Source organism: Halorubellus sp. JP-L1 (genome assembly GCF_011440375.1).
In the GTDB taxonomy this organism is placed as follows: Archaea; Halobacteriota; Halobacteria; order Halobacteriales; family Natrialbaceae; genus Halorubellus.
This window is the reverse complement of record NZ_JAAOIR010000003.1, coordinates 95,374-121,303: the sequence shown is the minus strand read 5'-3', so window position 1 is coordinate 121,303 and position 25,930 is coordinate 95,374. Positions and strand designations below refer to the sequence as shown.

General features: G+C 65.2%; 25 protein-coding genes and 2 pseudogenes. 9 read left to right on the top strand and 18 right to left on the bottom strand.

What is annotated here, in order from left to right:
- Positions 1-16 precede the first annotated feature (16 nt).
- Positions 17-1,189 (bottom strand): thiolase domain-containing protein, encoded by a 1,173-nt coding sequence (locus G9C85_RS14390; protein WP_166041219.1) that lies wholly within the window; start codon positions 1,187-1,189, stop codon positions 17-19.
- Positions 1,190-1,410: 221 nt separating this feature from the next.
- On the opposite strand from G9C85_RS14390, the gene G9C85_RS14385 reads away from it, so the two are divergent.
- Positions 1,411-2,538: an acyl-CoA dehydrogenase family protein gene (locus G9C85_RS14385; RefSeq protein WP_166041217.1), complete on the top strand. Its 1,128-nt coding sequence runs from the start codon at positions 1,411-1,413 to the stop codon at positions 2,536-2,538.
- A 441-nt stretch (positions 2,539-2,979) separates the two neighbouring features.
- Here the strand turns inward: G9C85_RS14385 and G9C85_RS14380 are convergent, their stop codons facing one another.
- A complete protein-coding gene (locus G9C85_RS14380; RefSeq protein WP_166041215.1) occupies positions 2,980-3,729 on the bottom strand; it encodes an IclR family transcriptional regulator in 750 nt (249 codons plus the stop codon).
- 100 nt (positions 3,730-3,829) lie between these two features.
- Here G9C85_RS14380 and G9C85_RS14375 point away from each other — a divergent pair, with 100 nt between their 5' ends.
- Together G9C85_RS14375 and G9C85_RS14370 are read left to right on the top strand one after the other, a co-directional pair.
- On the top strand, positions 3,830-5,062 hold the full coding sequence (locus G9C85_RS14375) for a CaiB/BaiF CoA transferase family protein (RefSeq protein WP_369680827.1): 1,233 nt from the start codon (positions 3,830-3,832) through the stop codon (positions 5,060-5,062).
- 66 nt (positions 5,063-5,128) lie between these two features.
- A complete protein-coding gene (locus G9C85_RS14370) occupies positions 5,129-6,067 on the top strand; it encodes a MaoC family dehydratase N-terminal domain-containing protein (protein ID WP_166041211.1) in 939 nt (312 codons plus the stop codon).
- 173 nt (positions 6,068-6,240) lie between these two features.
- On the opposite strand, the gene G9C85_RS14365 is transcribed toward G9C85_RS14370, so the two are convergent.
- From G9C85_RS14365 to G9C85_RS14350, 4 genes are all read right to left on the bottom strand, one after another.
- The gene (locus tag G9C85_RS14365; RefSeq protein WP_205254373.1) at positions 6,241-7,551 is read right to left on the bottom strand and encodes an ABC transporter substrate-binding protein; all 1,311 of its coding nucleotides are present in this window, start codon (positions 7,549-7,551) and stop codon (positions 6,241-6,243) included.
- Positions 7,552-7,715: 164 nt separating this feature from the next.
- A complete protein-coding gene (locus tag G9C85_RS14360; RefSeq protein ID WP_166041207.1) occupies positions 7,716-8,507 on the bottom strand; it encodes an alpha/beta fold hydrolase in 792 nt (263 codons plus the stop codon).
- The gene (locus tag G9C85_RS14355; protein ID WP_166041205.1) at positions 8,500-8,871 is read right to left on the bottom strand and encodes a hypothetical protein; all 372 of its coding nucleotides are present in this window, start codon (positions 8,869-8,871) and stop codon (positions 8,500-8,502) included. The genes G9C85_RS14360 and G9C85_RS14355 overlap by 8 nt, the downstream gene beginning before the upstream one ends.
- Before the next feature lie 62 nt (positions 8,872-8,933).
- A complete protein-coding gene (locus G9C85_RS14350) occupies positions 8,934-9,794 on the bottom strand; it encodes a flavin reductase family protein (RefSeq protein WP_166041203.1) in 861 nt (286 codons plus the stop codon).
- A gap of 140 nt (positions 9,795-9,934) precedes the next feature.
- Between G9C85_RS14350 and G9C85_RS14345 the strand changes: the two genes are divergently transcribed.
- Together G9C85_RS14345 and G9C85_RS14340 are read left to right on the top strand one after the other, a co-directional pair.
- Positions 9,935-10,645 (top strand): ABC transporter ATP-binding protein, encoded by a 711-nt coding sequence (locus G9C85_RS14345; RefSeq protein ID WP_166041201.1) that lies wholly within the window; start codon positions 9,935-9,937, stop codon positions 10,643-10,645.
- Positions 10,645-11,358, top strand: a complete 714-nt coding sequence (locus G9C85_RS14340) for an ABC transporter ATP-binding protein (RefSeq protein ID WP_166041199.1) — start codon at positions 10,645-10,647, stop codon at positions 11,356-11,358. Before G9C85_RS14345 ends, G9C85_RS14340 begins: the two co-directional genes overlap by 1 nt.
- Before the next feature lie 58 nt (positions 11,359-11,416).
- Here the strand turns inward: G9C85_RS14340 and G9C85_RS14335 are convergent, their stop codons facing one another.
- The 6 genes and pseudogenes from G9C85_RS14335 to G9C85_RS14315 form a co-directional block, all read right to left on the bottom strand.
- Positions 11,417-12,511, bottom strand: a complete 1,095-nt coding sequence (locus tag G9C85_RS14335; RefSeq protein WP_205254372.1) for an SDR family oxidoreductase — start codon at positions 12,509-12,511, stop codon at positions 11,417-11,419.
- A pseudogene (gene rdfA / locus G9C85_RS19280) lies at positions 12,489-12,914 on the bottom strand (rod-determining factor RdfA). The gene G9C85_RS14335 and the pseudogene rdfA overlap by 23 nt, the downstream one beginning before the upstream one ends.
- Positions 12,915-13,357: 443 nt before the next feature.
- Positions 13,358-15,217 carry an SLC13 family permease gene (locus G9C85_RS14330; RefSeq protein WP_166041197.1) on the bottom strand — a complete coding sequence of 620 codons (1,860 nt, stop codon included), beginning with the start codon at positions 15,215-15,217 and terminating at the stop codon, positions 13,358-13,360.
- 191 nt (positions 15,218-15,408) lie between these two features.
- The gene (locus G9C85_RS14325; RefSeq protein ID WP_166041195.1) at positions 15,409-15,648 is read right to left on the bottom strand and encodes a hypothetical protein; all 240 of its coding nucleotides are present in this window, start codon (positions 15,646-15,648) and stop codon (positions 15,409-15,411) included.
- Between the two features lie 106 nt (positions 15,649-15,754).
- Positions 15,755-16,129, bottom strand: coding sequence for a hypothetical protein (locus tag G9C85_RS14320; protein ID WP_166041194.1), 375 nt, complete (start codon positions 16,127-16,129; stop codon positions 15,755-15,757).
- A gap of 116 nt (positions 16,130-16,245) precedes the next feature.
- Positions 16,246-17,169 (bottom strand): diacylglycerol kinase family protein, encoded by a 924-nt coding sequence (locus G9C85_RS14315; RefSeq protein ID WP_166041192.1) that lies wholly within the window; start codon positions 17,167-17,169, stop codon positions 16,246-16,248.
- Positions 17,170-17,196: 27 nt separating this feature from the next.
- Between G9C85_RS14315 and G9C85_RS14310 the strand changes: the two genes are divergently transcribed.
- Positions 17,197-17,925 (top strand): PHP domain-containing protein, encoded by a 729-nt coding sequence (locus tag G9C85_RS14310; RefSeq protein WP_193570770.1) that lies wholly within the window; start codon positions 17,197-17,199, stop codon positions 17,923-17,925.
- A gap of 533 nt (positions 17,926-18,458) precedes the next feature.
- Positions 18,459-20,231, top strand: coding sequence for a hypothetical protein (locus G9C85_RS14305; protein ID WP_166041190.1), 1,773 nt, complete (start codon positions 18,459-18,461; stop codon positions 20,229-20,231).
- Here the strand turns inward: G9C85_RS14305 and G9C85_RS19275 are convergent.
- From G9C85_RS19275 to G9C85_RS14280, 5 genes and pseudogenes are all read right to left on the bottom strand, one after another.
- Positions 20,224-20,626: pseudogene (locus G9C85_RS19275) on the bottom strand (SDR family oxidoreductase); the annotation flags it as partial. The gene G9C85_RS14305 and the pseudogene G9C85_RS19275 overlap by 8 nt on opposite strands.
- 79 nt (positions 20,627-20,705) lie before the next feature.
- Positions 20,706-21,314: a hypothetical protein gene (locus G9C85_RS14295; RefSeq protein ID WP_166041634.1), complete on the bottom strand. Its 609-nt coding sequence runs from the start codon at positions 21,312-21,314 to the stop codon at positions 20,706-20,708.
- A gap of 20 nt (positions 21,315-21,334) precedes the next feature.
- On the bottom strand, positions 21,335-21,973 hold the full coding sequence (locus G9C85_RS14290; protein WP_166041188.1) for a hypothetical protein: 639 nt from the start codon (positions 21,971-21,973) through the stop codon (positions 21,335-21,337).
- A gap of 54 nt (positions 21,974-22,027) precedes the next feature.
- Positions 22,028-23,191 carry an ACR3 family arsenite efflux transporter gene (gene arsB, locus G9C85_RS14285; protein WP_166041185.1) on the bottom strand — a complete coding sequence of 388 codons (1,164 nt, stop codon included), beginning with the start codon at positions 23,189-23,191 and terminating at the stop codon, positions 22,028-22,030.
- Positions 23,184-23,582, bottom strand: a complete 399-nt coding sequence (locus tag G9C85_RS14280) for a metalloregulator ArsR/SmtB family transcription factor (protein ID WP_166041182.1) — start codon at positions 23,580-23,582, stop codon at positions 23,184-23,186. The genes arsB and G9C85_RS14280 overlap by 8 nt, the downstream gene beginning before the upstream one ends.
- Before the next feature lie 312 nt (positions 23,583-23,894).
- Here G9C85_RS14280 and G9C85_RS14275 point away from each other — a divergent pair, with 312 nt between their 5' ends.
- Positions 23,895-24,218 carry a hypothetical protein gene (locus tag G9C85_RS14275; protein WP_166041181.1) on the top strand — a complete coding sequence of 108 codons (324 nt, stop codon included), beginning with the start codon at positions 23,895-23,897 and terminating at the stop codon, positions 24,216-24,218.
- Positions 24,219-24,279: 61 nt separating this feature from the next.
- Here the strand turns inward: G9C85_RS14275 and G9C85_RS14270 are convergent, their stop codons facing one another.
- On the bottom strand, positions 24,280-25,044 hold the full coding sequence (locus G9C85_RS14270) for a pirin family protein (protein WP_166041179.1): 765 nt from the start codon (positions 25,042-25,044) through the stop codon (positions 24,280-24,282).
- Between the two features lie 115 nt (positions 25,045-25,159).
- Between G9C85_RS14270 and G9C85_RS14265 the strand changes: the two genes are divergently transcribed.
- A complete protein-coding gene (locus tag G9C85_RS14265) occupies positions 25,160-25,927 on the top strand; it encodes a molybdenum cofactor guanylyltransferase (RefSeq protein WP_166041176.1) in 768 nt (255 codons plus the stop codon).
- Positions 25,928-25,930 lie beyond the last annotated feature (3 nt).

Below are 25,930 nucleotides of genomic sequence, written 5' to 3'. Positions count from 1 at the left end.
GGGCGTGGCTCCCACGTCATCGGTCTTCCCTCCCGAAGACGACGGTGGCGGCAGCGTGACGCGTCGCGATGGACCCACCGGTTGCGTGTGCGATCGCGACGTCAGCGTCCACCTGCACCGGCTCGTTCGCTTCACCCCGGAGCTGTCGAACCGCCTCGATCATCTTCGTCATGCCGCCTCGGTTGCCCGGGTGGTTCGAGCACAGTCCGCCGCCGTCGGTATTGAACGGGAGCTCGCCGTCCGGTGCCTGCAACGCACCGTCCTCGACGAACTCGCCGCCTTCGCCCTTCTCGCAGAAGCCGAGGTCCTCGATTGTCTCCAGGACGGTGATCGTGAACGAGTCGTAGAGCGACGCGTAGTCGACGTCCGCCGGTTCGATGCCCGCCTCGTCGAACGCGCGAGCGCCCGAGCGTTCGGCGGCCGTCCGCGTGATGTCGATCCGACCGGCCTGGTGATGTCCGGCTGCCTCGCCACACCCGAGGACTTCGACGCATTCGCGCTCGAGGTCCTCGCGGACGTCCTCCGACACGAGTACGAGCGCGCCACCGCCGTCAGTGATCACGCAGCAGTCCAGTAGATGAAGGGGATCGGCGACGACGCGGGACTCCACGACGTCCTCGACGGTCACCGGGTCCTGGTAGAGCGCGTTCGGATTGTGCTGTGCGTGCGTCGACGCCGCGACCCGTATCTCGGCGAGCTGTTCGGGCGTCGTCCCGTACTCGTGCATGTGGCGGCGCGCGGCCATCCCGTACATCGCGATGTTCGTCACGCCGTAGATTCGCTCGAAGCTGTCCTGCATCGAGCGCAACGGACGACTCCCCGACCCAGTGGCCTGGTTGCGCGATCGCGGCCGGCCGGCGAGGGTGACGAGCGCGACGTCGCAGCGCCCGTCGCGGATCGCGGAGACGGCGTGCGCGACGTGGCTGACGTAGGACGCACCGCCGTGGTCCGTCCCGTCCATGTACGAGACGTCGAGTCCGAGGTAGTCCGCCATGAGCAACGTCGGCTTCCCGTCCTCGTACTCCGGGACGCCAGACGTGAAGTAGCCATTCACGTCGTCCTTGGAGAGGCCCGCGTCCGCGAGCGCGTGCTTGGCGCACTCGCCGTGTAACTGCATGGTCGACGACTCCGGCGCCTCACGCGTCGGATGCTCGAAGGCGCCCGCGACGTACACCGGCTCTTCAGACATGTCTCACCAGTATCGAACGTGGAGAGATATACGTTTGGGTGACTCACACACGCGTCCAGGTATCCCCACGACGCTCACTACGTCGGGGGCTGTCGTCTCGCCCCGAGTCCGCTCGGAACTCGTTCTGGGTCGGGCGGCGGCCGGACCGCTGCGTCGAGCGTACCTGTTCCAATTGTGATTTGAACCAGAATACTTATCCGAATATCCGGGGTGGTAATCGTATGCGCTTCCGGTTAACGGACGAACAGCGGATGATAAAGAATCTAGCGGCCGAGCTCGCTGAGACCGAGTTCAGCGACGACGCCTTCACCTGGGAAACCGAGTTCCCCGAGGCGAACAAGGACGTGCTCGCGGAGCAGGGCTTGCTCGGCATCGCACTGCCCGAGGAGTACGGCGGTGGCGGGTACGACGTCATCGAGGTCCTGCTCGCGCAGGAAGCGGTTGGTCGCGTCTGCCCCGACACCGCGCACGTCCTCTCGCGGTCCTCGATGGGTCCGCCGCGCGTAATCGCGACGCTCGGGAACGACTACCTGAAGGAGAAGTACCTCCAGGACGTCTGCGACGGCGAGATGATAATGTCGGTCGCCATCTCGGAGTCGGAGGCCGGGACGGACGCGGCAGCGATGTCGACGACCGTCGAGCGGGCGGACGACGGTATCCTATTGAACGGGACGAAGCAATGGGTGACGAAGGCCGACGTCTGCGGCGCGTTCCTCGTCTACGCCAAGTTCCCGGACGGGAACATCGGTGCCGTGGTCGTGGACGCTGACACGCCCGGGTTCTCGCTCGGACAGGCCTACACGAACATGGCGGGCCACGAGCAGTACGAACTGGAGTTCGACGACTGCGAGCTCCCCGAGGAGCAGATCCTCGCGGAGGGCAAGGAGTCGTTCAAGAACCTCCTCATCGAGTTCAACGTCGAACGAACTCACAACGCGATGATGTGCGTCGCTTGCGGACTCAACGCGTTCGACAAGGCGATGGCATACGCGAAGGACCGTGAGCAGTTCGGCGAGCAGATCTCGGAGTTCCAGGGCATCGAGTGGAAGTTCGCTGACATGGCGATGAAGTTGGAAGCCGCACGGTTACTGATCTATCGTGCGGCCGTGAATGCGATCGACAGCCCCCCGTCGCGACTGGAGACGTCGCTCGCGAAGGTCGTGGCGAACGAGTTCGGCGACGAGGTCGTCGACGAGGCGCTCCAGGTCCAGGGTGCGATGGGGTACATGAAGGAGAGTCCGGTCGAGTACCTCTATCGGTGGGTGCGCGGCTGGCGTATCGCCGGCGGGACGACCGAGATTCAACGGAACATGATCGCTCGCGATCTGAAGAAGCACGGTCTCGACTGACCACCCCATCGTTCCACATCATCGAACGGTTCCGTCGCAGGTTAGCGCCCTATTATCGGCGCTTCGTTTCCAACGTACTAGTGGTGCGTCCACCGTGCCGACAGCCCAGACGAACCGTCGACGTCCACGGGCGCTCGTGGTCGGAGCCGGCTTGGAGTGGCGGACATCGGGTCGCGACGACGCGGGGTATGGTGGGTTGCTCGGCGGTTGCCAGTTCGTCGCGTACGGTTTCTCTTTTACCGACTAGCCGGATCGTTCGATTATTCGGAACGTAGGCGCGGGTGCACGATCGGTCGACCTCCCCAGGATAGCGGGTTTCGAATGGTACCGACCAGGCCCAGTTACACCGGTATTGGTGTAACACAGTCGGAGTCAGTCTCGCAAAAACACCGTGTTTCTCGGGACCACACCACATCCTTCGTCCCACATCATCGAACAGAATCAGTTGTGGGTGAGGTTGATCTCGATCTCGTTGATCGTCCCAAGGAGCTGCTCCGATAGCTCCGACCGCAGACGACTGTCCTTCATAATGTTCGAGGCGGCAGCGACGCTCACCGACCCCAGAACGTTCCCGTCCTTGTCCCGGATCGGTGCTCCGACACCCGTAAGTCCCCACACCGACTCGCCCTGGTTGAACGCGACCCCTCGGTCGCGGATCTCAGACAGCTCCTCGAAGAGTTCGTCGCGCTCCGTAATCGTCTCGGACGTCGCCTCCGGCAAGCCCACCCGCTCGATTATCTCGTCGACTCGACGCTCCGGGAGGTGCGCGAGGATTGCCTTCCCAGCCGCACTCTGATGCAGGTACGTCCGCTGCCCGATGTACGCGTTCGTCTGGAGTTTGTCGTTGTAGTCCGAGACGTACAGCCTGACACCGCGACCTTGCTGTTCCACCATGCACCACACCTTCTGCTCTATCGACGCGGAGAGTTCGTCCACCTTCGGTTTCGCGACCTGGTAGACCCTGCTCGAGTTCCGCGTCGCCATCCCGAAATCGAGGAACCGGAGTCCGAGCCGGTAGGTTCCGTCGTCGTTGACGACGAATCCGTGCTCCTCCAGCGTCGACAGGTGGTTGTGGATCGTGCTCTTCGCCATCCCGAGTTCGTCCGCGAGCGCCGTCACCCCCAGTCCCTCCTCGTGATCCTTCAGCACCTCGCTGATGCCGATGAGCGTTTGCGTGGATTTGATTCCCATGCTATCACCTTGAATCCCCACCTATAAATTTGGTTCGATAATCTGGAACGGGGATGGGTGCGTTGGGCAGGGTGGCCGCCTTCCCTCGGGCGGTTCCCCCATGCGTGAGTTATATGTTGGTGTATCGCATGTGGTTAGTCACATGGACCCGCCGTTGAAAGACGTACGCATACTTGATCTCGGGCAAATCTACCAGGGTGGCTATTGCGGGATGGTGCTTGCGTACCTCGGCGCAGACGTCGTGAAGGTCGAACCGCCATGGGGAGAGAACGTCCGCACGCGGACCGAGGACGGCAAACCCCCCCAGTACCAGTACCTCAACCCGAACAAGCGCGGAATCACGATCAACCTCAAGTCTGAACGCGGGAAGGGGCTCCTCAAAGAACTCGCCGCGGAAGCCGACGTCATCTTCGAGAATTACGCGACAGGGAAGATGGACGAACTCGGCGTCGGATACGAGACACTCGAGGAGATCAACCCTGAACTCATCTACGCGCACGGGTCGGGGTACGGCGACACCGGACCGTACGCGGAGTATCCCGCGATGGACCTGACCGTACAGGCGATGAGCGGCATCATGAGCACGACCGGGTTTCCCGAACAACCACCCGTGAAGGCGGGGCCCGCCGTCGCCGACTTCTTCGGCGCCATCCACCTCGTCGCCGGAATCGTGAGCGCCCTGTTCCAGCGCGAACGGACGGGCTCCGGCCAGTACGTCGAAGTCGGGATGTTCGATACCATCTACCCCACGCTGGCCTCGCCCGTCGCCTCCTGGGTGTCAGAGACCGAGACGCCGCCGCGGACCGGGAATCAGCACTCCGGGCTCTCCATCGCGCCCTACAACGCCTACGAAGTCGACGACGGTCACGTGACCATCATCTGCATCGCCGAACGACACTGGGAGTCGCTCGCGCGACTGATGGGGCACAAGGACCTCCTGGGCGTCGACCGCCTCTCTTCGAAGGCTAAGCGCGCCGAGCACATCGGCGAAGTCGACGGCTACATCAAGGAGTGGCTGGACGGCATGGAGAAGGACGAGGTGACCGAGCGCCTCCGCGAGGCCGGCGTTCCGTGCGCGCCCGTTCGGACCATCGAGGAGATCGTCGCCGACGACCACCTCGAAGAGCGCGGGATGCTGAATCACCTCCCCAACCAGTCCGACGGTCGCTCAGAGGTCCCGGTCCCGGGCCTCCCCATCAAGTTCTCCGGCTCGGAGCAGCCCGACGTCGAATCCGCACCACTCCTCAGCGAACACACCGAGGAGGTGCTTGCAGACCTCCTCGACTACGACGACGAACTGATCGACGCACTGGACGAGGAGGGCGTCATCTGATGACCTTCACCGGACGACGCCACGACGCCCCCTTCGACGGTCCATCGTCACGCTCTCGCTAAGACGATGCCCGAGAGATCACTGAGCGAGCTCGAGGCACTGGTCGGGGAATCCCACGAGACGGTGTCGGGATTCACCGTCGAAGCGGGGAAGGTCGACGAGTTCGCACGTGCAATCCACGACCCGCATCCGTTGTACGTGGACGCGGACGAAGCCGTCGCGGCAGGCCACCCCGCGGTCGTGGCACCGCCGACGTTCACGCGCGTCGCCTACTTCCCACGATATCGAGTCGACGATGCGACGAGCGACTTCGGGTTCGACCTGGGCTTCGCCCAGTCACGGACCGTTCACGGAGAACAGACGTACACGTTCGAGCGACCGGTCTACGCCGGCGATACCCTCGACGGTCGAACGCAACTGGTCGACGTCAGTCTCCGGACGCGCGACGACGACGCCGACCTCGTCATGGCGACCCTCGAGACGACGTATCGAACGGAGAGCGATGAACTCGTCGTCACCGAACGACGAACCCGCATCGAGAAAGGAGAGACGGACGACACCGACCCGGGACCGTCGGGACGCGCGAACGATTCGAGCGGGTTCGTCGAACCCACGGGCAGACCACGGGACGACGGAGACGGCGATGCCGCCACGCTACGCGTCCCGCAGATGTCCCAGATCGACTTCGTCAAGTACGCGGGGGCGAGCGGCGACTTCAACCCGCTACACGTCAACGAGTCGGCCGCCCACGATGCCGGCTCGCGCTCGGTGTTCGCACAGGGAATGCTACTCGCGGGAATCGCGAGCCGGTTCGCCCGCCGGTTCGTCCCGCTCGCGGAGTTACGCTGCTTCCGGACGCGGTTCGAGGCTCGCGTCTGGCCCGGAGATCGGCTCGAGGTCGCTGGCGTCCCAACCGACGACGGCGTTCGATTCGAGATGCAGAACCAACACGGAACGACAGTCCTGACGGGCGACGCGACCGCTCACTCCCCTTCGTCCGAGTGACGACCCAGGATTCGACAGACGCCGAAGCCACGGCGACACCATCGGACCGTTACTCCAGATGTCACCGAATCGATTAGCGAACGTGACCGTGGCTCGCCAGAGGAGTGCGAGCGACTGGTCGGAGCGTAGACGGCGTGAAAACGTGACTGCTGACGAGCGAATCGGGAACGCCGTTACCAGTTCTGCTTGGGGAACTGGAAGTCGGCCTGCTTGAACTTCTCGGGGTAGACGTAGGGGCGATTGAAGGTGTCGCCCTCCACCTGCCATTGGGCGAGGTTCCACTCCACGCCGGTCTGGCCCCCGTTCTCGTTCCAGGATTCGGTCCCGATGACCGTCTCGGGCGTCGCATCGGCGTACCAGTTCTTCAACTTCTCGCTGTCGTTGAAGTCGTTCCCGAGGTCCTCGACCGCCGCCTTGTAGACCTCGAGCGTCGCCCACGCGAGCGCCGTCTGGTACGTCGGCTCTTCGCCTTCGGGCGCGTGCTTCGGGAAGTACTCGAGGAGCTGGTCGTTCGACCCGGCGGACAGCGACGAGTTCCAGATGCTCGGGAAGCAGAGCTTGTCGACCGTATCTGAGCCGATGTCCTTCGCGATGGAAAGCGGAAGGGTCTGGAACGCACCGTACTTCGGCTGCCAGTTCGACGACGAGATCGCGTCGATCGTCGCCTGCGAGTGCTCGCCGTACCCCGACTGGATCAGGGCTTCGGCGCCGTTGTTCTGGGCCTTGGATACGAGCGCCGAGAAGTCGCGGGTGTCGCGCGGATGCCGGTCGTTGACGACGACTTCGAGACCGTGGTCCGGTGCGGCCTCCACGAACGTCTCTAGCGAGAGGTCCACCCAGGACATCTCGGGGCCCCAGACGGCCACCTTGTCGACGTTCCCCTCGAGGAGGGACGCGTCCCCCAGCCGCGTAATCTTCTGGCTCGTCTGGAACAGGTACGAGAACTCCTCGTGGAGCGGGTTGTTCGCGGAGACGCTGGACATCAGTACCATCTGGCTGCGGTCCGCCTGGGACGCCGCAGCCTGTACGAGCGAAGAGCCGTACGCCTGCACCATCGCACCGAACTTGTCGTCGCTCGCGAACCGCGTCGCGATCCGTCCCGCGCGGGATTCCTGGGACTGGTCGTCTCGTAGGTCTAACTGTAGTTCGTGCATGCCGTCGTCAGACTCGATGCCGCCGAGACCGTTGTTCACCCAGTCCTGGAAGCCGAGGTAGCCGCCCTCGAGAAGCGTCGATATCGAACTGAAGGATCCGGACAACGGGAGCGAGACACCGATGTGGATGGGCTCCGCGTTGTCCGAGGAGCCACCCCCACCGTCGCCGCCGTCAGTCGTGTCGCTGCCACCGTCGCCACCGTCGCCACCGTCGCCGCCATCGCCGCCATCGCCGCCATCGCTACCATCGCCGCCGGAGAGGCAGCCAGCCAGGCCGACGGTGGCCAACCCGGATGCCTGCAGGATTCGCCGTCTACGGGTACTATGCACTATCCTATCGGATGAGGGGCTGTCATCTGCCATACGGTACGCTATGCTAGAACTACACAAGCATAAAGGTACCTCTAGGAAGAAACCCGTAAATGTGCACAGAACGTTTATTCGGCGTCTTGCCGAGTTGATTCGCGACCCAATACTGTAGTTGCGTGGAGGCGTTATTGCAAGAAGTCGACGATCAGCTCGACCGTCTCCGACGGCCGCTCCATCATCGGATAATGGCCGGTCTCCGCCATCACCGCACTCTCGCAGTCCGGGATCGCATCGACCGTCTGGTCGAACAGCTCCTCAGCGATGTAGAAGTCGTCGGTACCGCGGACGACGAGCGTCGGACACGTCGCCTGCTCGGCGTCGGCGAGGACGTCGTGGTCGTGAGACGCCTGCAGGTCGTTCGTCGCCACCCGCTGGGACCCGCGATGCTGCCACTTCAGCTCCTCTCGGCGAGCCGGGTCGAGGCCGGAGTGCGTCGCATCGACCGTCGAGTAGTCGAGGATGTCCTGCCAGCCCGGGCACGCGTGCGGGTGCGAGAGCCGTCCGAGTGCCGCACTATCCGTCTTCGCCAATCCCTCGAACGCCACCACGCCGAGGAGGTCATCGCCGTGGTTCACGGCCATGTCGATGACGATCGAGCCACCGATGGAGCAGCCCGCCACCGCGAACTCGCCGAGTTCCAGTACGGACGCGAGCTCCCAGACGAACTCCCCGTAGTCGTGGAGCGCCGATATGGGCTCCCAGTCCACCGGATAGGACTTCCCGTGCCCGGGCATGTCCGGCACGACGACGTGGTACCCGGCCGCAGCGAGTTCCGGGGCGGCGTACTGCCACTGTCGCCCCTCCGACCCCGCCGTGTGCAACAAGACGATCGACGTATCGCTCTCGTCCCCGATCGTCTCGTAGTACGTCCGCGTGTCCCACACCTCTGCGTACCGTCCAGTCAGTGACTCAGGCATCGAGTTCCTCCGTCGGCTTCGGGAGGTACCGCATCATGAGTTCGGTCGCGTCCCGCATCCGGTTCGCTTCGAGTTTGTTCCCCGTGATCCGAAGACGGCCACGGCGCACCTGCTCCGTGAACGACGCTTCCTCCGCCGCGACCGTCGCCCACGCGTCGGGATCGCCGAGGACTCGGAACGTCGCACCGAAGAACGGAACGTACCGCTCGGTGTCGATGATGCGGCCACGGTAGAGCTTGAACCAGAGCGTTCGGTCGCCGACGTCGAACGCAACCGAGCCGTCGAACTGCTCGGACGCCGTCGCGAACCGATCGTCTTCGTTCGCGCGTTCCGTCACTGTCGATCGCCAGTGGTCGACATCCATACCTTGGGTAGTGAAGTTTCGTCGACCGATGATATAGTTATCGCCGATCCGGCGACCTCGCGTCAGTACGAGAACGTGGTTTCGTAGCCGGCCGCAGTGAGCGCCGCCTCGAGTCGCTCGTCGTCGGTAACGCCCTCCAGATAGAGTTCGGTACGGTCGACCGCCCCGGAGAGCTCGCCCTCGTCGAACGGACCCGAAGCCTCCAGCACGGCAGGGTCTTCGCCGTCGACGACCCGTTCGAGTGCGGTTCGAACCGCCTCGAACTCGGGTTCGTCGACGCTGATCCAGCCGGTCTCGTCGTCGACCTCGAATCCGAGCGGCACCGGGGCCTCCCACTCACCGAACCCGTGGCGTTTGACGTCTAGTAGCGAGACTCCGGTGTAGTGCGCACCGCCGAGACGGCCCACCGATCGGACCTTCGTCGCGTCCACCGTCTCGTTCGTCGTGATCCGCTCGTCGACGGAGATATGGCGGACCTCGCCGAAGACCAGGTCGCTGTCGTACACCTCCATCGTGTCGATGACGGAGCACTCGAGATTGGCGACGGCGTCGGCCACTCGTGGCGGTGCCACCGTCGACGACGGCGCGCGCTCGATGTCGAAGTAGTCGAACTCCGAGACGTCACCGAGTGGTGCGCTCGTGAGGTCCATCGCTTCGGCCAGATCCTCGGTGACGGCGTTGACGACGAATTCGCCCGACTCCACGGCGTTCCGGGGCGAGTCCTTCGACGTATCGTCCTCGTTGCGGGAAGCGGAGAACATCACGACCGGCGGGTAGGTGTTGACGAGCGTGAAGTAGCTGTACGGGGCGAGGTTGTCGCGGTCGTCGTTGCGAGTGCTGATCCACCCGATCGGTCGTGGCGTGACGAGACTGGTAACGATGTGATGCATCGCATGCTCGCGCTCGCGGGGGTCGAGTTCCATACGGGGTGTCCGTCCGATTTCGAGATAAGCGTACCGGGAGTCTTGAGACGAGCGGACCGGAGGACCGATTCCGGACCCCCTCTCGAACGCTAACGCGGCACAATATTTATACGCGATTGAGTGCAACGGTAGTTTATCAAATGGGACAATCGATTCTGAAAGTCCAGGGTCTCACCAAGAAGTTCTCCGGCATGGTCGCTGTCGACGACCTCGACCTGGAAGTCGAGCGCGGAGAGATCACGGGACTCATCGGACCGAACGGTGCAGGGAAGACGACGACGTTCAACCTGATCAGCGGAATGCTCGAACCCGATGCAGGCACGATCGAGTTCAATGGACACGACCTCACTGACGAACCACCGTACGAGATTCCGCGGTACGGGCTCGCGCGGACGTTCCAGAGCGCGAATATCTTCGCCGAGATGACCGTCCTCGAGAACCTCATGGTCGTCCCCTGCCCGGGCGACGTCGAGACAGAAGCCCACCGACTGCTGGAGTTCGTTCAGCTCGACGATCACAAGCACCTCTACGGGAGCGAACTCTCCGGCGGGCAGAAGATACTCCTCGGGCTCGCACGCGCGATGATGCTCCAACCCGTGATGATTATGCTCGACGAGCCGTTCGCCGGCGTCAACCCCGGCCTCGTCGACAACATCGCCGATCTCCTCGACGAACTCGTCGAGGAGCATGGCGTCACCGTGTTCATCATCAGCCACGAGATCGAGCAGATCTCGAGTTCCTGCGACGAGGTGATCGTGATGAGTAACGGCCAGCACCTCGTGAAGGACGTCCCCGAGCGCGTCAAACGAGACGAACGGGTCGTAGAGTCGTACCTGGGGGGGAGCGCCTGATGTCCGTCCTCAACGTCGAGGACGTTACGACGGGTTACACCGACGTCCCAGTGATCAAGGACGTCAGCCTCGAAATCGAGGACAACGAGATCGTCGGCGTCATCGGGCCGAACGGTGCCGGGAAGTCGACGGTCCTGAAGGTCATCATGGGTTATCTCTCCCCTTGGGAGGGCTCGATAACGTTCAAGGGGTCATCCATTGCCGGGGAACGGCCCTCGAACCTCATCAAGCAGGGCATCGGGTACGTGCCCCAGCGCGACAACGTGTTTCCCGACATGACCGTTGACGAGAACATCCAGATGGGTGGGTTCACCGTCGACGACGACGAACTCGAGGACCGGAAGGCCGAACTCTACGAGCTGTTCCCGCGACTCGAGGAGCGCAAGGATCAGGACGTCGTCACGATGAGCGGTGGCGAGCAGAAGATGGTCGCCATCGCACGCGCCGTGGTCACCGAGCCGGAGTTGATCCTCTTCGACGAGCCCAGTGCCGGCCTGATGCCGAAGTACGTCCAGGACGTCTTCGAGAAGTTACGGGAGATCCAGGAGAGACGGTCTACGAGCTTCGTCACCATCGAGCAGAACGTCAACGTGATTCTGCGAAACTCCGATCGGACGTACGTGCTTCGCGAAGGCAGCGTGTACATGGAGCGCGAGAGCAGCGAACTCCTAGAGAACGAGGATCTGCGCGAGGCGTACCTCGGCGGCCGGTGACCGCCTTCGGTCACAACTCAAGAGTCCTCGAGGACCGCACAGACTGCTCGACCGGTAGCTAGAATTCCCGACTGGTCTTCTTCAGGTTCGTCCCGCTCCCGACGGCGTCGTGGAAGTGCTCCTGAAGTTCCTCGACCGACCAGCCGTCGGTGCTGTAGCCGACGCGGGTGAGTTCGGGGTTCGAGACGATGCCAATCGAATCGCCTGCGGCGCGTATCGTGCAGCCGGTGACGTCCGTCGCGTCATCGCTCATGAGGAATGCGACGACTGGCGCGATCTTCGACGCCGGCATCTCCTCCTCGTCGAACGACCGCTGGCTCTCCGGGATATCCTCTATCATCCGGGTGAACGCCGTCGGCATCAGGGCGTTGACACGGACGTCGTGTCGATAGAGTTCCTGCGCTGTAGTTCTAGTGAGGCCAAGAATACCCGCCTTCGCTGCAGAGTAGTTGGCCTGACCAGCGTTCCCGAGCGCCGAGCGACTCGTCACGGAGAGGAACGACCGCTGCGGGCGGTCCACGTCGTCTTCAGCAATCTCGCGCCAGTGCGAACCGGCGTTCCGCAGGAGTGAGAAGTGCCCGCGGAGGTGGACCCGGATGACGTCGTCCCACTCTTCGCCCGTCATCTTGTACGAGAGGGCGTCCTTGAGGATACCGGCGAAGTTCGCAACGCCGTCGAGCCGCCCGTACGTCCCGTGGGTTTCTTCGACGAGTCGCTCCGTGTACTCGAGTGAGCTGACGTCGCCGTAGTGGGCGGTGGCCGTACCACCGACGGCCTCCACCTCCTCGATCACGTCGTCCAGCGACCCGTCGTCGCTCTCCTCCCCGTGGACGTCGACGCCGAGGTCGTTGACCACCACCGTTGCTCCGTGACGGCCGAGTTCGACGGCCGCTGCCTTCCCGATTCCGTTACCGCCACCTGCGACTACGTAGACGCGGTCTGACAGCATCTCCTGAATACACTCGCCGAGGTCCCATAACTGTTGACGTACAAGGACGCATCTGCCCGACGAACGAAGCGTCGACCATTGACCTCCTCCCGCACCTGAAGACACGGGAGTCCCGCCACGGGATTTCAGACCGAGCGCGGCCCTACGGCCGGTTGATTGTGCGACGGCCGTCGTCGACGGTTCACCACCCGTCGTTCGCGTCATTCATCACTCTACGACAGTTCACCAAATACGTAAGTATTCCCATATACATAAGAAAGCCAGTAGTTGAAGAGCCGGGGTCGTCGTCTTCCCGTTCCAGGCGGCGTTCGACGCCGACCTGCGTCTCGGACCCGACGCCGTCGTCAGTGAGTATTTCGGACACACTATCGAGGTCGCTGCCGAACAGCTACATACGGGCCCGACCGGGCTCGTCCGCCAGGACGCGGCGATTGAAGAGGTCGGTGAGCTCGCGTAGGCTCCCCCTGATCGCAGTCATGGTCGTCCAGAGACGCTCCCTGTCTGCGTCCAATCCATCGAAGTCGCGTACGTCGATGACTCGCGCGACCTTGCACCGCCGCCCCCCGTTCGTCCCCGACCCGGGGTCCGACGAATCTGAATCGTGCATGCTCTAAAGTTGAGAGATCGATGAAATCCTGTTTCACTTCACCGTCGGCGACCAGCCACCACGAGACCCAGATTTGATAATTATCTTCTATAAATATGCTCCTTATATGTATAATAAAGTGTATTTTATGTTTCATAAAGACCAACAGGGCATCGCCTCCGGTGGTTGCGGAACGAGGCTCACCACGATCTCCGAACGACCCCGTCTTGAGGCCGAGGGACCCACGCCAGTGCACAGTCGACGCGGCCGCGTCGTCGACTCGTCACGATCGTCGACGAGAACAGTAGTCGTCCGCTGTTCCCCGCTCTCAGAAACGAACGGGGAAGCGATTAGAATGTCACTTGGACGGGAGTCGGCCTCGTGCACTTGAACGCGACGCCAGTCCACCAACCAACCGTCCCCGTAGCGCACCTGTCGCCCTCGAGCACACGCGTCAGTGGCGTTCAGGTGACGCCCCAGAAGTACGCGATTCCGAGCGTGGTGACGGTCGCGGTAAGTACCTGGAGTGGGCCGCCGACGCGGAGGTAGTCCGTGAACCGGTAGCCGCCTGGGCCGTACACCATGAGGTTCGTCTGGTACCCGATCGGGGTCATGAACGCCGCGGACCCCGCGAACATGACCGCGAGCAGGAACGCCAGCCCGTTCGCGCCGATTCGCTCGGCGGTATCGACCGCGATCGGGATCATCAGGACGACGCTCGCGACGGGCGTGATGACGTTCGCGAGCAGCCCCGTTAGGAGGTAGAAGAGAGCGAGTACCGCAATCACGGGGAGGACGGACGCGCTCTGGACGAGGACTGCGGCGATGAACTCGTCGCCGCCCGTGCGTTGCATCGCCAGCCCGAGCGGGATGACGCCCGCGAGCAGGAAGATGATGTTCCAGCTGACCGCGTCGTACGCCTCGTTCGTGTCGATGCAGTCCGTGATGACCATCGCGACGACGCCGCCGAGTGCGGCGATGACGATCGGGAGCACGTCGAGCGCCGCGACGCCGATGACCGCCAGCATGATGCCGGCCGCGATCGGCGTGTGCGAGGACAGCGGCGCGATCGCCTCCGCGGGCTCGTCCTCGCTGACCAGCGGCTCCTCTGCTGCTTCCGTGACGACGACGTCCCCGCGCTCGCTCAGGTACTCGATCGCGCCGGGCGTCGTCTGTAACAGGAGAACGTCCCCCGATCGGAGTTCCCGCTCGTCGAGTCCGTCGCGGTAGAGGGCGTCGCCGCGACGCACAGCGAGCGTCGTCGTCTCGAACAGCTCCGCGAGCTTCGTGTCGAGGACGGTCTCGCCGACGAACCGCGACTCCGGGAGGATCACGACCTCGGCGAGCGTCCCCGCGTCGTCCTCGGCCGTCAGTTCGAGTTCCGTCACCGCCGCTCGCGGCTGGTGCTGGAGGTCGTACTGGGACGCGACGTGCGTCGCGATTTGCGTGTTCGCACGCACCGTGAGGACGTCCCCGGCTTCGACGGTCTGGTCCGAGCCCGACGCCAAGAACGTCTCCGTGCCACGTTCCAGCTGGAGGATGTCGAGGTCGGCGTCCGCACCCACGTCGATCTCGGCGTCCGCGTCGGCGAGCGCCAGTCCGGTCAGCGGCGACGACTCCCGGACGCGAAGTCGAGTCAAGTGATCCTCGAGCCCGAACTCCTCGGTGAAGTCCGCGATCGGGTCGATGCGCGCCGGCGTGAGTCGTCGCCCGACGGTGAGGAGGTAGAGGCTGCCGACGGCGAGCACGACGACGCCGAGCTTCGTGAACTCGAACATCGACAGCGGCTGCCCGAGCAGTTCCCGCGACAGGTCGCTCGCGAGGATGTTCGTGCTGGTTCCGATGAGCGTCAGCGTCCCGCCGAGCATCGCGGCGTACGACAGCGGCAGGAGGAGCTTCGACGGCGAGATCCCGCTCCGTTCGGCGAGCCCCGTTATCATCGGGATGAACACCGCCACGACCGGCGTGTTGTTGATGATGCCCGCGCTGACGCCCGTCGACCCGACGGTCGCGCCGAGCAATCGTGACTCGCTTCCATTCGTGAATCGAGCGAGGTAGACGCCGAGACGCTCGACGAGCCCCGTCTTCTGGATGCCCGCGCTGAGGATGTACATCGCGACGATCGTGATCGTCGCACTGCTCGCGAACCCGGAGATCGCGTCGCGCGCCCCCACGCCCGTCCACGACTCCAGGACGACGAGCGACACCAGGACCCCGATCGCGGTCATGTCGCTCGGGACGAGTTCCGTCACGAACAGGACGAGTGCGGCCCCGATGAGTCCGAAGACGACGAGCATCTCCGTCGACATCGGGGGAACGGCCATGCGTCGCCTACCGGCAGACTGCTATATAGGCACTTGGACTGGCGGTCGGGAGATGGTACCACGTGACTTCCCGTTCGAGGTCCAGCGCACCGACCCGAAGCAAGATCCACTGACTGGGTCGATTTCCCACTATGCGTCGAGACTACGCGAAACGCCCGCGAACGGCAGCAGTGCCGTGCCCGGTCGAGATGCTACTCGTCGACGCCGGCGAGGCTCGACATCGGCGTCGCGCCCGCCACGATGGCGCCAGTCGCGAGTATCGCGGCCGACAGCACGACGAAGTCACCGCTCAGCGTGGAGTAGCCAGCCAGGCCGGCCCCGACCTGTACGATGAACACCGTGATGAAGAAGCTGAGTACCGCGAACACGAGCAGTACTATCGATGCGATCAAGCTGCTGACGAGCGCGCCGAACGAATCCAGGAGTCCCATTATATAGTTACCTCTACCCTTTAGAGAGAAGTCGGACACATACCACTTGGGTTCGAAGCTGCCTCGAAAGTGAGAGAGAGCGAATCGGCGACGGGGAACCGAGTAGTTATTCGGCGCCGGGGTCGCTGACGTCGACGTCCACGCTCTCGGTCTCGGCGTCGGCCACGACGTCGTCCGCAGCCGTGCTCTCGTTTTTTCGGCGGCCGCGGAGCTTCCGGAGGGTGAGGAGCCCGACGACGCCGACGCCGAGCAGGCCGACGTTCCGAGCGGTCCGTCGGAGACGGCCACTCGATCCAGTGGAGACGCCAGCCGCCTCGTCGGTCGGTCCCGTGTCCGTCTCGTCGGTCGACGCTGTCCGCGCCGCTTCGGTCGACGCTGTCCGTCCCTCGTCGGTCGACGCCGTCCGTGTCTCGTCGGTTGAGTCGACGACTTCGGTTCGCTTCAGTGCCGGCTTGTTGATCGTCAGGTCGATTAGTGACATCTACAGGTATAGAGGTCTCGGATGGGGATACGTCTTCGCCTCCACGAACCCCGATACGGACCGCAACGAAGTGACCGGCAGGGATCGAGGGGACGGGCGTCCGTGACAGAGGCCGATCACGTCGACGGCTGCTTGCTCCACTCCGCTGGACTCGGTTCGTAGGTGGAGCCGACGAAGAACTCCATCGCGCCCGGCTGGCTGTCGACCGCGAGTTCCGTCGCCTCGATCATCTCGCCGTCGAGACTGAACTGGACCGGCGACCCCTCGTGAGTCACGTGGAGGTGAGACGTCTTCACTCGCGTGAGGTGCGTGGCGTTCCGGCGGAGCAGTCTGTCGGCGGCGCCCCTCGAGAGGTAGTCGAGCGTCGGTGCGTCCTCGATGATGACGACGTTCAACTGGCCGTCCTCCATGTTCGCCTGCCGCATCCGTTCGCCGGGGAATCGTCGGCCGTTCCCGACGAGGAGCATCAGCGCGTTGCCGGCCCAGACCGGGTCGCGGTCCGGGCCGATCGAGACCTGCAGCTTCAATCCCTCGAAGTCCCTGGAGACCGACATGGTCGTGAGAACGTACGCCAGCACGCCGAGACGCCGCTTTCGGGCGGGCGTCGTCCTCGCACTCGCTTCGGCGGTCAGTCCGCCGACGCAGGAGTTCAGGAACGGCCGGTCGTTCGCCGTCGCGAAGTCGAGCGCGCGCGATGCACCGGACTCGACGACCTCGAACGCGTGCTCGACGCCGCGGATGCCGACGTTGTCGGCGAAGTCGTTCCCGGTCCCGGCCGGAACGACGCCCAGCGAGACGTCGTCCAGCCGCCCGGCCTCCAGCACGCCAGTGAGCGTCGCGTTCAGCGTGCCGTCGCCGCCGCAGGCGACGACAGTGTCCGCACGCACAGACGCCTCGGCCGCGAGTTCGACCGTGTGCTCGCCACCCTCGCTGTCGAGGACCTCCCAGCCACGCTCCTCGGCCATCGCTCGCGCCCTTCGAGTTCGCTTCCCGTCCCCGCTCGTCGGATTCCGGACCATCACTCTGCGGGGATCAGTCATAGAGCCCCCGTCACACCAAACCCTGAAATGGATGTCGGAGCGCTCGTCGGCGACGTCCGGGCGACCGAAACCGTCTTTTGTCCGGCGAGCGCCCCACCAGTATCCGTGTTCGACTGCGACCTCCACACCCACAGCCGGTTCTTCCATCGCGACCCGGCGTTCGCAGCGGGCTTCGACCCCCACAGCGTGCGGGCGACGCTCGCCATAGCGCGCCGACGCGGACTGGACGGGGTCGCAGTCACCAACCACGACTTCTTTCGGCCGGAGACGCTGGTGAGCGACGCCTGCATCCCGGGTATCGAGATCTCGACGACGGAGGGGCACCTGCTCGTCGTCGGGCCGAACCCGCCCGATAGAACCGACCCTGGGGTACTCTCCCCGCACGAGGCCGTCGAACTCGCACACGACCACGGCTGCGTCGCGATCGTCGCGCACCCGTTCCGGAACAGCCGCCTTCGGGAGAGCGACGCCGACTTCGACGCGATCGAGATCAACGGCAAACACCCCGAGTATCGCCGGCGCATCGAACGTATCGCCAGCGACCGTGACATCCCCGTCGTCGGTGGGAGCGACGCGCACTTGCCCTTCGAGGTCGGGCGGCTCTCGACGCGCCTCGACGTCGACGAGCTGACCCCCGAAGCAGTGGTCGATGCCGTCCGCGACGGCCGGGTCGAACCGGTCGTCCGCGACGGCCGGCTGACGCGCGCTCTCGGGGCGGCGTACTCGACGATCCACCGCGTCCGCGGCCATCTGTAGCCCTGGGTCGGTCCGGACTTCGTACTGACCGACCTCGGATAGCGGCGACGGCCGTACTTGGATGCGGCGGCGGTGCCGCTACGGAAAGTTCGAGGCGAAAGCCTCGCCCTTCAGGTCGGGGATGAAGGCGGCCATCAGTATGCACCCGCAACGATGGCACTGACGGGTTTTTCACGCGATCTTCAACCCCAAACTGTGAGAGAGGCCGGCAGCCCGTTTCAATCTCTGTGGGATCTGGTCGAGACCGGTCGGTGGGGTCGGTCGTCGGCTCCGTCGAAACCGCCTGCCCGTACCGGGTTCCAAGGGTCGCACCGGCGCCGAGAGCGTCTCCCGTAGAACGGTCCGCTTTCGGAACGCGAATCCGAGAGCCCGATTCGTCCGCCACGCGGGGGTCCGGTAGGGTTCCGATTCCCCAGGGTGCAGCGAAATATTACGCTTCTAACTTATATACACTCGGCGCGTATTATTCCTGTAATGAACAGTGAGCGTCGGTCGAACGCCGGAGCAGTGGACGAGATCCGAGGACCTCGCTGGTGAAGCGTCGAACGCTCCTCGCAGCGGGTAGCGCAGTCGGACTCGGGAGCCTCGCGGGCTGTACCGGGCTCGACGGACTGGTGGACCGGGCCGGCGAGGAGGCAGTGGCGAACAGGACTGCCTCACCGGCCGGGTTCTACGCCGGCGGGAATCCCGACGGCGTGACGGCGTACCGGAGCGGGCCGGTCGACGTGCGCTTCGTCCCGCCGACGCTACGGGCGGACTCGCGACGCATCGAGATCGACGGCTGGAGCACCGGCACGACCACGAAGGCACAGGACTACAACTCATCGCGGTCGAACAAGCCGAGTTCGATCTGGGTACCGAACCCGCACGACGAGGACGACGACAACGACGGTATCGGCGCGCTCGTGGACGTCCTGGACGTCGAACGAGCGCTGCTCGTGTACGCCGACGCCGCCCTCGCGGCCGTGAACGACCGGTCGACCGAGGATGCGAAGACGTCCCTCGACGCGTTCGTCGACGCGACCACGGAGGTCCGGGCGGAACTCGAGGACTGTCCCTCTGATACCTGTCGGACCGTCCGAGAGAACGCCGAGGCGCGGAAGGGACTCGCCGAGGACGCGCGCGACGCCATCGACGCGGGCGAGTGGGATAGCGCGCGACGGTCCATCGAGCGGGCCCGCCGCATCGTCCAGGGCGACGTCGAGCGGATCCACGACGACCTCGACAGCGACGGCGACGGAATCCCGGACGCCACGGAGCCGCTCTACGAGTACCTCGACGGGGAGCCGACGATCGGCGAGCACTTCGCCGTCAGTCTTCCGGACGCCCGCGTCCGGGGCGACGGTCCGGCGCTGGCCGACGAACTCACGCCCGAGCGCGTCCTCGAGTACTTCTTCGGCGAACGGAACGCCGACGGCTGTGGCGAGAGCGACCGGGTCGTCGCGGTCCATCGCGACCTGTCGTGCCGGACCCTGCTGACCGCGACGCTCGACGTCGACGACGGCGTCGCATCGCTACTTCGCGGGATCGACAAGAGGGACATCCGTCGTGGCAGGGCCGCTCGGAGCGTCGCCGCCTTCGAGACCTCCGGCGGCGGCGTCGTCACGGGCGCGACGCCTGCGGCCGAGGACGCGGAGCCGATGGCGCTCGTCTCGCTCGCCGGCTGCACGACCCCAACACTCTGCTGTGACGTCCTCGAGTCATGGGGTGAGGAGACCACCTCCGGCGAGGCGGCCGTGTCCGAGACGTTCGTCGTCCCCGTGACGGCGACGCCGCCGGACGCCCCGCTCCCGATGCCCGCGCTGTTCCACGTGCGGCGGATCCGTCACGACGACCAGCTGCTCGTCGTCGGTGGCTGGCACGTCGACGACGGCGCACTCTACGAGAACGCCGCGACACTCCTGGCCGCCGAGGGCCCGAACGTCGTCGCCGGCGTCACGCGCTCGGACGTCGAAGAGGGCGGCGTCGACCTCCAATCGCGCGGGAAGATACGGAAGAAGCCCGGACGGACGACGTACGCGAACGTCACGCTCAGCCGCGGATACGACCCGGACGACGACGCCCTCCCGCCGGGGGCGCACCAGGTGTGCAGGGACGACGGCGACCTGTACTGCTGGGGCGTCCAGTCCCGGGAAGCGCTGGCCGTACACGACACCGGCGGGTGTCCCGGCAAGGACGGTGACGCCCCCGCGTGGTCCGTCGTGACGGCGCTTGATGCGCCCCTCCTCCACCTCGTGGACGCTCCCGAGGCGTCGAACGACGTGAAGTTCAAGGCAGGAGCGGAGCTGTCGAAAGCGGTCAACTGAGAGTCCCGGCGGTCGATGCCGTCGCGTCCGGCGCGACGGCGTCGCCGCCGTCGAGGTGCTTGCTGTGCTGCGAGCATCCCATCACGAACAGGTTCGCGACCTCGAAGGGCTCCAGCACTCTCCTTGACGCGCGTGCGCTCCAGCATCACGTTCTCGACCACCTCGTCGACGGTCATGTTCCGGCGGTCGGTGGTGTCCGGGAGCTGTTTCGCGACGAGCGCCGTCTTCACGTACGCCGTGCTGACGGTGAACGCCCGGATGCTCCCCGGGCCCTCGGCGGCGATGGACTGCGTGAGGCCGCGGAGCCCGAACTTCGTCGTGTTGTACGCGACCTAGTCCCGCGCGACGATGTGCCCGTGCACCGAGCACGTGTTCGCCACCACGCCACCGCCGTCGCCGCGGCCCATGCTGGTCGGCGTCGAAGCACTCGCGAAGCGACGCCGGGTCGAGCACCGGGAGTCCCTGTGGGGTCGGTCACTCCTCGACGGGGAAGAACCGCTCGCGGACCGTCTCCGCGACGCCCGTGAGGTGCACTTGCCCGAAGAGCGCGACGACGAGCGCGCCCAGCGAGTTGTACATCGAGTCGCGGACCGTGTCGTCCAGTCCGTGCTGGGAGAGCGGCATCGTCACGCCCGTCTCGTCCGCGAGGATGTCGAGCCCGAACTCGAAGAGCTCCCAGATGACGCCGAAGGAGAGCACGACCACGAACACGTAGACGAACGTCACCCGACGCGGGACGTGGATGTCGTCGTTGTGGAGGTCGATGGCGCGAGCGGTCGTGTAGCCGACCGCGGCGATGAGCGACGCCGACATCGCGTGCGTGACGTGATCCCACCAGGGAATCATACCGTACAGTCCGGCAGACCCGAGGGTGTGAAGGAACACAGCAGTCGTCACCCAGAGCCCGAGCCACGGGTCCAGCGGGAGTTCGTAGTTCCGCTGGAACGCCGCCGGGAGGAACGTCACGAGCAGTCCGACGCCGCCGTTCATGATCGCCTTCGGTTGGCCCGCGAGGACCCCGTAGCCGACGAGTGCGACCAGAACCGCCTGGAGCCCGCGGTTGAGTCGCCGCTGGTTCCGCATCGACGGCCGCGGCAGTCGCGTCATCGTCTCACCATCCGTCGGATCGCACGCCAGAGCAGGCGGTCGCGGCGTCGGAAGTAGCCGTCGAAGAGGACGCCCGCCGCGACGCCGGCGAGCGTGACGTACAGCCACTCGATCATCAGCGTCTCGTTGTCGACCAGGTACGTCGTGCCGAGGTACCGGTCGGCGTGCCATCGGAAGATCGTCCACGCCGCGACCGCCGCGAGCGTCGTGAGAACGACGAGGACGACGGCGAACCAGTGCGTGACCGCGAGCGACGTGAACATGTGGAGTTCGACGATGACGAGCAACGCGAGCGCGGCGAGCGCGAGGTACGTCGCGAACGTCCCGACCGAACCCGCGAACAGCCCGCGGACCAGTATCGGGAGGGTGGCGAGCACGAGCAGCTCCCAGGGGAGCATCACGCGCCAGTCGCGGAACGCGACCGACGGAAGGAGAACCACGCCCCCAACGAACGCGACGAAGAGCGTCCACTGGTAGTCAAGGTCGAGCGCACTCTCGACGAACGCGACCACGAGGACGGCGACGAGCCCCCACGCGAGCACGGCGTTCGTGCGGCCGTCACGGAACAGCAACTCAAGCGCGTCGTCCGGCTCGCGCCCGCCGGCCGCGTCGACTCCGTCTGCGCGATCGCTCATTCGCTCTTTCAGAGACCGGGGCGCAGTAAAAGCCCAACGACGTCGAGTCGGTCGTCAGTCGTCGGTCGTCGATTCGGGTGCGGACGAATCGAGGCGCCCGGTATCGAAGCCGCGCCAGTCGAACTTGCGCTGGAAGTACAGCGCAACGTTCACCAGCGCGAGCAGCACCGGGACCTCGATGAGCGGGCCGACGACGGTCGCGAACGCGACGCCGGAGCCGACGCCGAACACCGCGACGGCGACGGCGATCGCGAGCTCGAAGTTGTTGCTCGCGGCCGTGAACCCGATCGCGGTTGTCGTCGAGTAGTCCGCGCCGATGCCGCGTCCCATCCCGAAGCTCACGAGGAACATGACGACGAAGTAGATCGTTAGCGGCACCGCGATCAGGAGGACGTCGCCCGGCGAGGCGACTATGTTCCCGCCCTGCGTGGCGAACATCACAATGATGGTAAACAGCAGCGCGACGAGCGTCAGCGGATCGATCTTCGGGATGAACTCATCATCGTACCAGGCTCCACTCTTCGCGCGAGTGCCAACGTACCGGGTCAGGAAGCCTCCAGCGAACGGAATCCCGAGGAAGATGACGATCGCCTCGAACACTTGCATCGGCGAGATGTCGAAGGTCGTGATGCCGGCGACGAGTGACTCCATACCAAGCAGTGGTGGGAGGAACAGCGCGAAGAACCAGACGTACACCCCGTAGGTCACGATCTGGAAGAGGCTGTTGAACGCGACCAGCCCCGTCACGTACTCGGTCGATCCTTCCGCGAGTTCGTTCCAGACCAGAACCATCGCGATACACCGCGCCATCCCAATGAACACGAGCCCGAGGAAGTATTCGGGACGCGCGGGCAGGCCGGGGACGAGTCCACTGAAGAAGAACACCGCAAGCCCGAACATCAGCGTCGGGCCGATCAGCCAGTTCTGGATGAGACTGAGCCCGAGCACCCGCCAGTTGCTAAAGACGGTCCGAAGTTGCGAGTAGTCAGCCTTCGCCAGTGGCGGGTACATCATCAGAATGAGCCCGATCTCGACAAGATGGAAGTCCTGAATCGGTTGGGTCACCGACGGGGCAACGAAACCGAGCGCGACGCCGATCGCCATCGCGCCGAAGATCCAGACGGTGAGGTACTTGTCGAGGAAGTCCATCGACCGCGGGTCGCCACAGCTCTCGCAGTCGCAGTCTGGGCCGTGGTCGTGCGCGTCGACGTCAGTCATCGCTCACGCTCCCCTCGAGGACGGTGACGAGCGCGACGGCCCGGTTGGTGGCTCGGTACTTCTTCCAGCGTCCGTCCTTGCGTCCGTCGACGAGTCCCGCCTCGACGAGTGCCGAAAGCGCGTGACTGAGGCCGCTCTCGGTCACGTCGACGACCGCGTGCAGTTCGCAGACGCAGAGTTCCTCTCGGGCGGCGACGAGTACGCGAACGATCGTGTACCGCGTCTCGTTGGCGAGTGCTGAGAGCACGTCGAGTTCGGCGTCCACCCGTCCCGTCCCGAGCGCTGCCTCGAGCGTGCCGAGTTCGTCGAGGCGCTGCTCGACGTCCTCGTCGCGACACTCCCCGAGTTCGTCGTCGAGGTACCGTCGGAACCGTTCCGTCGCTTGTGCCATCACCAACGGTTTGAACAGATATTCAATTAAGTGTTGCGAAGAGCTCCCCTCACCGTCCGGATAGAACCTCGTATATTTCGGCAGAGAACCCCACTCCTACCGCTATTCGGCGTATTTTCGGATTAGGTTCCTACAGCACTCACTTCGGAAACGTCTAGCACTCACTTTTGCATCCACTCATCTGTCGAAGAGACCACGACCGTCGTCAGACGTAGATACCCGAGGCGTTCCCCGCGACGAACGCGTCCGGTGAGAACGTTTCGGACAGATCCCGAGGGAAAACTTTAGTGCCGAATCGAGCGGAGTTCTCGTATGACCGGCGGGTACTCCACGCTCGACGTGCTCCGCGGGGCGTCCGTCGTCGCCGTCGCACTCCTGACGCTCCTGCTCCTCCTCACGCTTCGCGCACCCGGCTACAGGACGTCGCGGCTCGTGCTGTTCGCCGTCGTCGCCCTCGTCGGATGGGTCGGCGCCACCGGTGCAGTGTACGACCGCGCGAAACTCCTGTTCGTCGGCGCCCTCGGGCAATTCCTCCTGGGATTCTGGAACTTCACAATCGGCCTGTTCATGCTCCCGACGGCGGCAATACTCCTCGCCAATGCAATGGCTCTCGAACAAGAGCAGCCGACGGAGTGAATGGGGTCGCGGCTCGTGCGCGACCGGCCCAGTCGCTCGGCTCCCGGCCCGCGAACCGTCCTCAGCGCCCGATCGTTCCGTTGCGAGTGATCGGGGCGTCGGGATCGATGGTGAACGCGACGACGGTCGTGTCCTCGGTCGCGGTGACAGTGACGTCGCCGTCGCCGACGACGAGCGCGCTCTCTGTGTACCCGACCGGCTCGTCGCCGACGGTCACGGCACCGTCGAACACGTAGCAGTACGTGTCCCACCCGGGTCGACCGGGGAGCGTGACGGACGCGCCGGCGTCGAGACGCGCGTCGTGGAGGTGGACGTCGTTGCGGACGTACAGCGGAGCGTCGCTCCCCTCCGGGCCGAACAGGTGCCGCCACTCGTTCGCGACGGGGTCGGGGATCGGCTCGTGCTGGATGTCGGGTTCGAGGTCGAGGCTGTGCGGGCGAACGAAGATCTGGAGCATCCGCAGCGGCGGGTCGTCCTCGTACGTCTCCTCGGCGTGCCAGAAGCCGCTGCCGGCGTTCATCACCATGAGGTGCTCGGCGTCCGTGACCAGCTCGTTGCCGTGGCGGTCGTCGTGGCGCATCACGCCCGCCGGCACCCACGAGACGATCTCCTCGTCGCGATGCTGGTGCATCCGGATCAGCGTCCCCGGGTCCATGAACGACTCGACGACGGTCGCCAGCGGGCCGTACCCGTGGTCGTCGTGGTCGGGGACGGCGCGACCGGGGAAGTCCAGGTGGATCCTGAACGCACCCTGGTCCTGCGAGACCGTGGTTCGTTCCGCGGTGTGTATCTGGGGTCGTCGACGCGCCGACTCGGAGTCACTCATTCCCAGTTCGTAGGTCCTCGAGTCGGATAGGGGTTCGGCGGGCGGCCGATTCGACCGCATCGCCCCGGGCGGGCGCCGACGGGGTTAGGTGGGTGGCGCGAGAACGACCGGGGGAATGACGGGTCGCGCCAGAGGTGAGCGCGTCGACGCGAACGCGAGCGGCAGCGAGCAGCGCGTCGACGACGACGCGTCCGCAGTCGGTGTGGTGCTCGCAGGCGGTCGGTCGACGCGGTTCGACGGCGGCGACAAGGCGCTCGCGGCCGTCGACGGGACGCCGATGCTCGCGCGCGTCGTCTCACGCCTGGGCGCGGCGACCGACGAGGTCGTCGTGAACTGTCGCGTAGACCAGCGCGAGGCCTTCGAGCGCGCGCTCGCCGACGTGGCGGTCCCGGTCCGGTTCGCCGTCGACGACCGACCCGACGAGGGTCCGCTCGTCGGCCTCGATACCGCACTCGACGAGGTGGACGCTCGGCGCGTTGTCGTGGTCGCGTGCGACCTCCCCTTCCTCGACCCCCGGTTCCTCGCCGAACTGGCCGCGATGGTCGACGACGCAGCGCCGGTCGATGACGCAGCGCCGGTCGACGACGCGGACGGATCACCGGACGCGACGAGGCCGCCCGACGCGGCGGTGCCGGTGGACGACGACGGATTCCGGAAGCCGACGTGTGCCGCGTACCGGACGGCGCCGCTCGCTGCGTCGGTCGCGGACGCGCTCGCGGCAGGAAACCGGCGACTCCGCGACGCACTGGACGGCCTCGAGGTGAGGGAAGTCGCACTCTCCGACGTCGGGGCGTCGCCGCTCGCGGTCGCGGACACGGACACTCGCGCAGAACTCGAGCGACTGGTCGCGGAGAACCCCGCCCGTGGGGACGAAGACGGATGAGCG

Excerpts from the sequence above, each read along its gene's own strand:
- G9C85_RS14390 (WP_166041219.1), bottom strand. The coding sequence starts at position 1,189 with ATGTCTGAAGAGCCGGTGTACGTCGCGGGCGCCTTCGAGCATCCGACG.
- G9C85_RS14385 (WP_166041217.1), top strand. The coding sequence starts at position 1,411 with ATGCGCTTCCGGTTAACGGACGAACAGCGGATGATAAAGAATCTAGCG.
- G9C85_RS14380 (WP_166041215.1), bottom strand. The coding sequence starts at position 3,729 with ATGGGAATCAAATCCACGCAAACGCTCATCGGCATCAGCGAGGTGCTG.
- G9C85_RS14375 (WP_369680827.1), top strand. The coding sequence starts at position 3,830 with ATGCGTGAGTTATATGTTGGTGTATCGCATGTGGTTAGTCACATGGAC.
- G9C85_RS14370 (WP_166041211.1), top strand. The coding sequence starts at position 5,129 with ATGCCCGAGAGATCACTGAGCGAGCTCGAGGCACTGGTCGGGGAATCC.
- G9C85_RS14360 (WP_166041207.1), bottom strand. The coding sequence starts at position 8,507 with ATGCCTGAGTCACTGACTGGACGGTACGCAGAGGTGTGGGACACGCGG.
- G9C85_RS14355 (WP_166041205.1), bottom strand. The coding sequence starts at position 8,871 with ATGGATGTCGACCACTGGCGATCGACAGTGACGGAACGCGCGAACGAA.
- G9C85_RS14350 (WP_166041203.1), bottom strand. The coding sequence starts at position 9,794 with ATGGAACTCGACCCCCGCGAGCGCGAGCATGCGATGCATCACATCGTT.
- G9C85_RS14345 (WP_166041201.1), top strand. The coding sequence starts at position 9,935 with ATGGGACAATCGATTCTGAAAGTCCAGGGTCTCACCAAGAAGTTCTCC.
- G9C85_RS14340 (WP_166041199.1), top strand. The coding sequence starts at position 10,645 with ATGTCCGTCCTCAACGTCGAGGACGTTACGACGGGTTACACCGACGTC.
- G9C85_RS14335 (WP_205254372.1), bottom strand. The coding sequence starts at position 12,511 with ATGACGCGAACGACGGGTGGTGAACCGTCGACGACGGCCGTCGCACAA.
- G9C85_RS14330 (WP_166041197.1), bottom strand. The coding sequence starts at position 15,217 with ATGGCCGTTCCCCCGATGTCGACGGAGATGCTCGTCGTCTTCGGACTC.
- G9C85_RS14325 (WP_166041195.1), bottom strand. The coding sequence starts at position 15,648 with ATGGGACTCCTGGATTCGTTCGGCGCGCTCGTCAGCAGCTTGATCGCA.
- G9C85_RS14320 (WP_166041194.1), bottom strand. The coding sequence starts at position 16,129 with ATGTCACTAATCGACCTGACGATCAACAAGCCGGCACTGAAGCGAACC.
- G9C85_RS14315 (WP_166041192.1), bottom strand. The coding sequence starts at position 17,169 with ATGACTGATCCCCGCAGAGTGATGGTCCGGAATCCGACGAGCGGGGAC.
- G9C85_RS14310 (WP_193570770.1), top strand. The coding sequence starts at position 17,197 with ATGGATGTCGGAGCGCTCGTCGGCGACGTCCGGGCGACCGAAACCGTC.
- G9C85_RS14295 (WP_166041634.1), bottom strand. The coding sequence starts at position 21,314 with ATGCGGAACCAGCGGCGACTCAACCGCGGGCTCCAGGCGGTTCTGGTC.
- G9C85_RS14290 (WP_166041188.1), bottom strand. The coding sequence starts at position 21,973 with ATGAGCGATCGCGCAGACGGAGTCGACGCGGCCGGCGGGCGCGAGCCG.
- arsB (WP_166041185.1), bottom strand. The coding sequence starts at position 23,191 with ATGACTGACGTCGACGCGCACGACCACGGCCCAGACTGCGACTGCGAG.
- G9C85_RS14280 (WP_166041182.1), bottom strand. The coding sequence starts at position 23,582 with ATGGCACAAGCGACGGAACGGTTCCGACGGTACCTCGACGACGAACTC.
- G9C85_RS14275 (WP_166041181.1), top strand. The coding sequence starts at position 23,895 with ATGACCGGCGGGTACTCCACGCTCGACGTGCTCCGCGGGGCGTCCGTC.
- G9C85_RS14270 (WP_166041179.1), bottom strand. The coding sequence starts at position 25,044 with ATGAGTGACTCCGAGTCGGCGCGTCGACGACCCCAGATACACACCGCG.
- G9C85_RS14265 (WP_166041176.1), top strand. The coding sequence starts at position 25,160 with ATGACGGGTCGCGCCAGAGGTGAGCGCGTCGACGCGAACGCGAGCGGC.